The organism is Longimicrobium sp., assembly GCF_036554565.1.
Classification (GTDB): Bacteria; Gemmatimonadota; Gemmatimonadetes; order Longimicrobiales; family Longimicrobiaceae; genus Longimicrobium.
Map to the genome: position 1 here is coordinate 1 of NZ_DATBNB010000492.1, position 4,675 is coordinate 4,675.

At 68.8% G+C, this 4,675-nt stretch carries 5 protein-coding genes and 1 pseudogene; 5 read left to right on the forward strand and 1 reads right to left on the reverse strand.

Features of this window, described 5'->3' with window-relative positions; translation table 11 throughout:
• The 4 genes and pseudogenes from rpsD to VIB55_RS13500 all read left to right on the forward strand — a co-directional run.
• Positions 1-606 (forward strand): 30S ribosomal protein S4 (gene rpsD, locus VIB55_RS13485; protein ID WP_331877174.1); only part of this gene is annotated, 606 nt, incomplete at its 5' end.
• Between the two features lie 91 nt (positions 607-697).
• Positions 698-1,786 (forward strand): DNA-directed RNA polymerase subunit alpha, encoded by a 1,089-nt coding sequence (locus tag VIB55_RS13490; protein ID WP_331877175.1) that lies wholly within the window; start codon positions 698-700, stop codon positions 1,784-1,786.
• 6 nt (positions 1,787-1,792) lie between these two features.
• A pseudogene (gene rplQ / locus VIB55_RS13495) lies at positions 1,793-2,140 on the forward strand (50S ribosomal protein L17); the annotation flags it as partial.
• Positions 2,141-2,626: 486 nt separating this feature from the next.
• The gene (locus tag VIB55_RS13500; RefSeq protein WP_331877177.1) at positions 2,627-3,046 is read left to right on the forward strand and encodes a MaoC family dehydratase; all 420 of its coding nucleotides are present in this window, start codon (positions 2,627-2,629) and stop codon (positions 3,044-3,046) included.
• Positions 3,047-3,117: 71 nt separating this feature from the next.
• On the opposite strand, the gene VIB55_RS13505 is transcribed toward VIB55_RS13500, so the two are convergent.
• Positions 3,118-3,672 (reverse strand): hypothetical protein, encoded by a 555-nt coding sequence (locus tag VIB55_RS13505; protein WP_331877178.1) that lies wholly within the window; start codon positions 3,670-3,672, stop codon positions 3,118-3,120.
• Between the two features lie 223 nt (positions 3,673-3,895).
• Here VIB55_RS13505 and VIB55_RS13510 point away from each other — a divergent pair, with 223 nt between their 5' ends.
• Positions 3,896-4,606 (forward strand): peptidase E, encoded by a 711-nt coding sequence (locus VIB55_RS13510; protein ID WP_331877179.1) that lies wholly within the window; start codon positions 3,896-3,898, stop codon positions 4,604-4,606.
• Positions 4,607-4,675: the final 69 nt, after the last annotated feature.

Sequence of the window (4,675 nt, forward strand, 5' to 3'; positions counted from 1 at the left end):
TGCCGCCGCGAGGGGCAGAAGCTGTTCCTGAAGGGCACCAAGTGCTTCACCGACAAGTGCCCCGTCGAGCGCCGTCCCTACGCCCCCGGCCAGCACGGCCAGTCGGGCGGTGGACGCCGAAAGAAGACCTCCGAGTACGCCCACCAGCTGCGTGAAAAGCAGAAGGTGAAGCGCATTTACGGGATGGCCGAGAAGCCGTTCCGCAACATGTTCGAGAAGGCCGCCCACCAGACGGGCATCACCGGCGAGAACCTGCTGGTGGCCCTGGAGAGCCGTCTGGACAACGTGGTGTACCGCATGGGCTTCGGCAGCACCCGCAAGGAGGCCCGGCAGCTCATCCGTCACGGCCACGTGCAGGTGAACGGCGGAAAGCTGGACGTTCCGAGCGCCCAGGTGCACCCGGGCGACGAGGTTCGCATCGCGCCGAAGAGCAAGGACATCCTGCCCGTGCAGGCGTCGCTGGCTTCGAAGACCAAGCCCAGCAACGTGGGCTGGCTGGCGGTGGACGAGGGCTCGCGCACCGGCCGCATGCTGACCCGCCCCACGCGCGCGGACATTCCGCTCGCGGTGCAGGAGCAGCTCATCGTCGAGCTCTACAGCAAGTAAGCCGAGGGACCTGGCCCGTGCGGCGGAGCGCAGATCGCGCTTCCGCCGCCCGGGTTTTCCCGCATCCTGCCCACACTGGGAGGGGACCATAGTGGAACTCGATATTACCGGCCTGCAGATGCCGAACACGCCCGAGCAGCCTCGGGCGGGACAGATCGTTCTTCGCCCGCTGGAGCGCGGCTTCGGCCACACGCTGGGCAACACCATCCGCCGCATCCTGCTTTCGAGCCTTCGGGGCTCGGCGGTGTGGGCGTTCCGCGCCGACGGCGTGCTCCACGAGCACCAGACGGTGCCGGGGGTGGTCGAGGACGTGCACGAGATCATCCGCAACCTGAAGTCGCTGGTGCTGCGGATGGACGAGGGGGCCGACGAGGCCGTGCTGGAGCTGCGGGCCAACAAGGCCGGCCGGGTGACGGCGCGCAACATCACGGGCCATCCGTCGGTGGACGTCATCAACCTGGACCACCACATCCTGGAGCTGCAGGACGACCGCGACCTGCGCTTCGAGCTGTACGTGAACAAGGGCCGGGGCTACGTGCCGGCCGAGGCCCACCCCATTCCGCGCGGCATGCCGGCGGACCTGGTGCGGGTGGACGCCATTTACAACCCGGTGACGCGCGCCAACTTCGTGGTCGAGGAGACGCGCGTGGGCCAGCGCACCGACTTCGACCGGCTGGTGCTGGAAGTGGAGACCAACGGCGCCATCGACGTGCCGTCGGCGGTGCAGTACTCCGCGCGGCTGGCCATCGAGCACCTGGCGTTCCTGGCCGGCGGCTCGCCCGAGTGGCGCGCCGACCGGACCTGGGGCGAGACGGCCGGTGCCGGGTTCGCCGTTCCGGCGGGGCGCGCGCCCATTCCGCCGCGCCTGCAGGAGCTGCTGAACCGTCCCATCGAGGACCTGGCGGAGCTTTCCGTCCGCAGCCGCAACTCGCTGCAGAAGGAAAACATCCACACGGTTCGCGACCTGGTGCAGCGGACCGAGCAGCAGATGCTTTCCATCGACAATTTCGGCAAGAAGTCGCTGCAGGAGATCAGCGATTTCCTGGCGGGCCACGGCCTGCGCTTCGGCAGCTCGCTGGAGCAGGACGACGCGGGGACGCTCTGGTGGGTGGTTCGCGACGAGGCCAACGACAACGAGCAGATCGGGGGCGCCGACGCCGGCCCCGCCGGGGAGCTGTAGAGGAAGATGAGACACGGAAAGAAGGGCCGCGCGCTCGGCCGCACGACGGAGCACAAGGAGGCGCTGCTTCGGAACATGGCGATGAGCCTGTTCCGTCACGGCCGCATCGAGACGACCACCGCCAAGGCCAAGGAGCTTCGTCCGTTCGCGGAGAAGCTGATCACGCTGGCCAAGCGCGGCGATCTGCACAGCAAGCGCCTCGCGGCGCGGCACATTCAGGACCGCGACGTCCTGGTGCGCCTGTTCGACCAGATCGGGCCGGTGTTCTCGGAGCGTGCGGGTGGCTACACCCGCATCCTCAAGACGGGTTCGCGCAAGGGCGACGGCGCCGAGACGGCGCTGATCGAACTGGTGACGCGCCCCGAGGCCGCGGTGGCCGCGGCCGCCGCGACGGCAGTGCCCGCCGCGAAGTAACGCGCCCGTCCGCTCCGGATCCGAGCCCCGCGCTTCCCTCTGGGAGGCGCGGGGCTCGCCATTTATTCCCGTCGCGCACTCAAGACTGTCATCCAGAGGCCCGGCCTCGCCCGCCTCGCCCGCAGCACATGGTGGGCAGGGCCGTCGGATCTAGCCGCGGATGCATTTCAGTCCGGGCGCGGCAGCGACACGACTCCCTGAGATGCACCCTCGGCGCTTCGGCAAGCCCGGGGCGCATCCCCCGCACGGGCGAATGAATTCGCTGCAACAAACACACGAAGTCCGCCTTCGCGGACTGGCTTGTCTTCGTGCACTCGTCGGCTCGGTGGCGCGGCCGTGGTGCGTTGATTCCGTTGGCCTCACCGGGTATCATCAGCGTGCGGCGCGGTGGGCCGCGTGGGATACTCTCTCCGTTGGGGTCGGCGCATGTATTCTGACGAGGTGGTGGTGGGGCAGACGGCGGAGTTCCGGAAGACGGTGACGGAAACGGACGTGGTGCTGTTCGCGGGGATCACCGGCGACCTGAACCCCGCGCACATCGACGAGGTGGCGGCGTCGGCGAGCCGGTTCGGGGGGCGCATCGCGCACGGGATGCTCTCCGCCAGCTTCATCTCCACCGTGCTGGGTACGCGGCTTCCCGGGCCGGGCACCATCTACCTGGAGCAGTCCCTTCGCTTTACCGCGCCCGTGCGCATCGGCGACACGGTGACGGCGCGGGTGGAGGTCGCCGAACTGCTGCCAAAGCGGCGCGCGCGGCTTACGACCACCGTCCTGAACCAGAACGGCGAGGCGGTGGTGGAGGGCGAGGCCCTGGTGATGGTGCCCGCGCGGCCCCCCGCAGGCTGATCCGCCGCTCCCGGAACGAGAAGCGCCCCCAACCTGGCGGCGGGGGCGCTTTTCCGTACTTCAGGGCCGGGTCAGCGGGGCGCCTTGGCGCGGGCCGCGCTGAACGCGGGGGAAAGGTTGAACTCGACGGCGCCGGCGTAGTCGGCCCGGAACGCGACGTCGACGACCACTTCGCTTCCAGTGATCGGCCGGTCGAACGAGTCCAGCTCCACCGCCCGGAATCGTGCCGTGCCATCGACGTTTTCCGTCGTCACGTCGCGCAGGTTCATGGTGCCGCTGGTGGACACGAAGAACCGGCCATCGACGTCGATCTGGGCGACGACCCCGTTGTCGTACTCCAGGTCGGCGTTGTTGCGGATGGAGATGGAGCCTTCGCGGGAGAACTCGTCATCGGTGTAGTAGAACACGACCTCCGCGCCCTCCTCGAAGTCGTTCAGCACGATCAGGTCCTGATAATCCCCGATCGAGCTGCCCGAGTAGGCATCGCCGCGGAGGCTGGCGCTCACGTCTCCCGACACGTCGCCCTCGAACTCACCCGGCCGTACGTCCTCCACGTCCGTCGAGCCGCGGTCACACGCGGCGAGTGCAAAGGCGCAGACGAGCGCCGGGATCTTCAGCAGTTTCATCGACCTCTTCTCCACCATCCGAGGGTGTACGATCTCGCGTGACAGGGCCGGCTGCCCCCTCGCCCGCGCGGGCTGTCGGGTGCCGAAAATTGCAACGGCGATGCCGCCACGCGGGCCACTGCTTTCGCCCGGGTGGCGGAGGCGTATATTGTCGTCTGCGCCATACCGTTCCCGCCAGTACCGGTCACTTCCGCCGGGCGCACCTGCTCCTCTCCATCGATCGATGCCGCTTCTCACCCAGGGCCAGATCGTCGCGTTCGGCGGCGGCGGGTTCGCCATGGAGCCCGACAATCCGCTGCTGGACGACTACGTGCTGGGGCTTTGCCGCCGCTCGCGGCCGCGCGTGTGCCTGATCCCCACCGCCAGCGGCGATTCGTCCGCGTGGATCGACAGGTTCTATTCCGTCTTCGACGAAGGACGCTGCGAGCCGTCGCACCTGGGACTTTTCAGCCGCGGGGTGGACGACCTGTATGCGTTCCTTTCAGAGCAGGACGTGCTGTACGTCGGCGGCGGAAACACGGTGAACCTGCTGGCGGTGTGGCGCGCGCAGGGATTGGCGGATGTGCTGCCGCGGGTTCTGGCGAACGGGACGATCGCGTGCGGGGTCAGCGCGGGCGGATTGTGCTGGTTCGAGCGAGGGATTACCGACTCGTACGGCCCGGGGCTGAACCCGCTGACGAACGGGCTGGGCTTTCTGCCGGGCAGCTTTTGCCCTCACTTCGACAGCGATTCGCGCCGGCCGGACGCGTTCCGGTCGTTCGTCCGCGAGAGTGGACAGCCGGGGCTCGCGGCGGAGGACGGTGTGGGGCTGCACTACGTCGACGGCGTGCTGACGCGGATCGTCTCGTCTCGGCCCGCGGCGCGCGCGTGGAGGTTCGAGCCGCGGGGTGGGGAGGTGGAGGTGGGGGAGATCGTGCCGGAGTACCTGGGGTAGGGTCCCCTGACTGCCCTGGGGCGACTGAAGTCGCGGCAACCACGGCCCGAAGTCCGCCTTCGCGGACTG

Excerpts from the sequence above, each read along its gene's own strand:
- VIB55_RS13500 (WP_331877177.1), top strand. The coding sequence starts at position 2,627 with ATGTATTCTGACGAGGTGGTGGTGGGGCAGACGGCGGAGTTCCGGAAG.
- VIB55_RS13505 (WP_331877178.1), bottom strand. The coding sequence starts at position 3,672 with ATGAAACTGCTGAAGATCCCGGCGCTCGTCTGCGCCTTTGCACTCGCC.
- VIB55_RS13510 (WP_331877179.1), top strand. The coding sequence starts at position 3,896 with ATGCCGCTTCTCACCCAGGGCCAGATCGTCGCGTTCGGCGGCGGCGGG.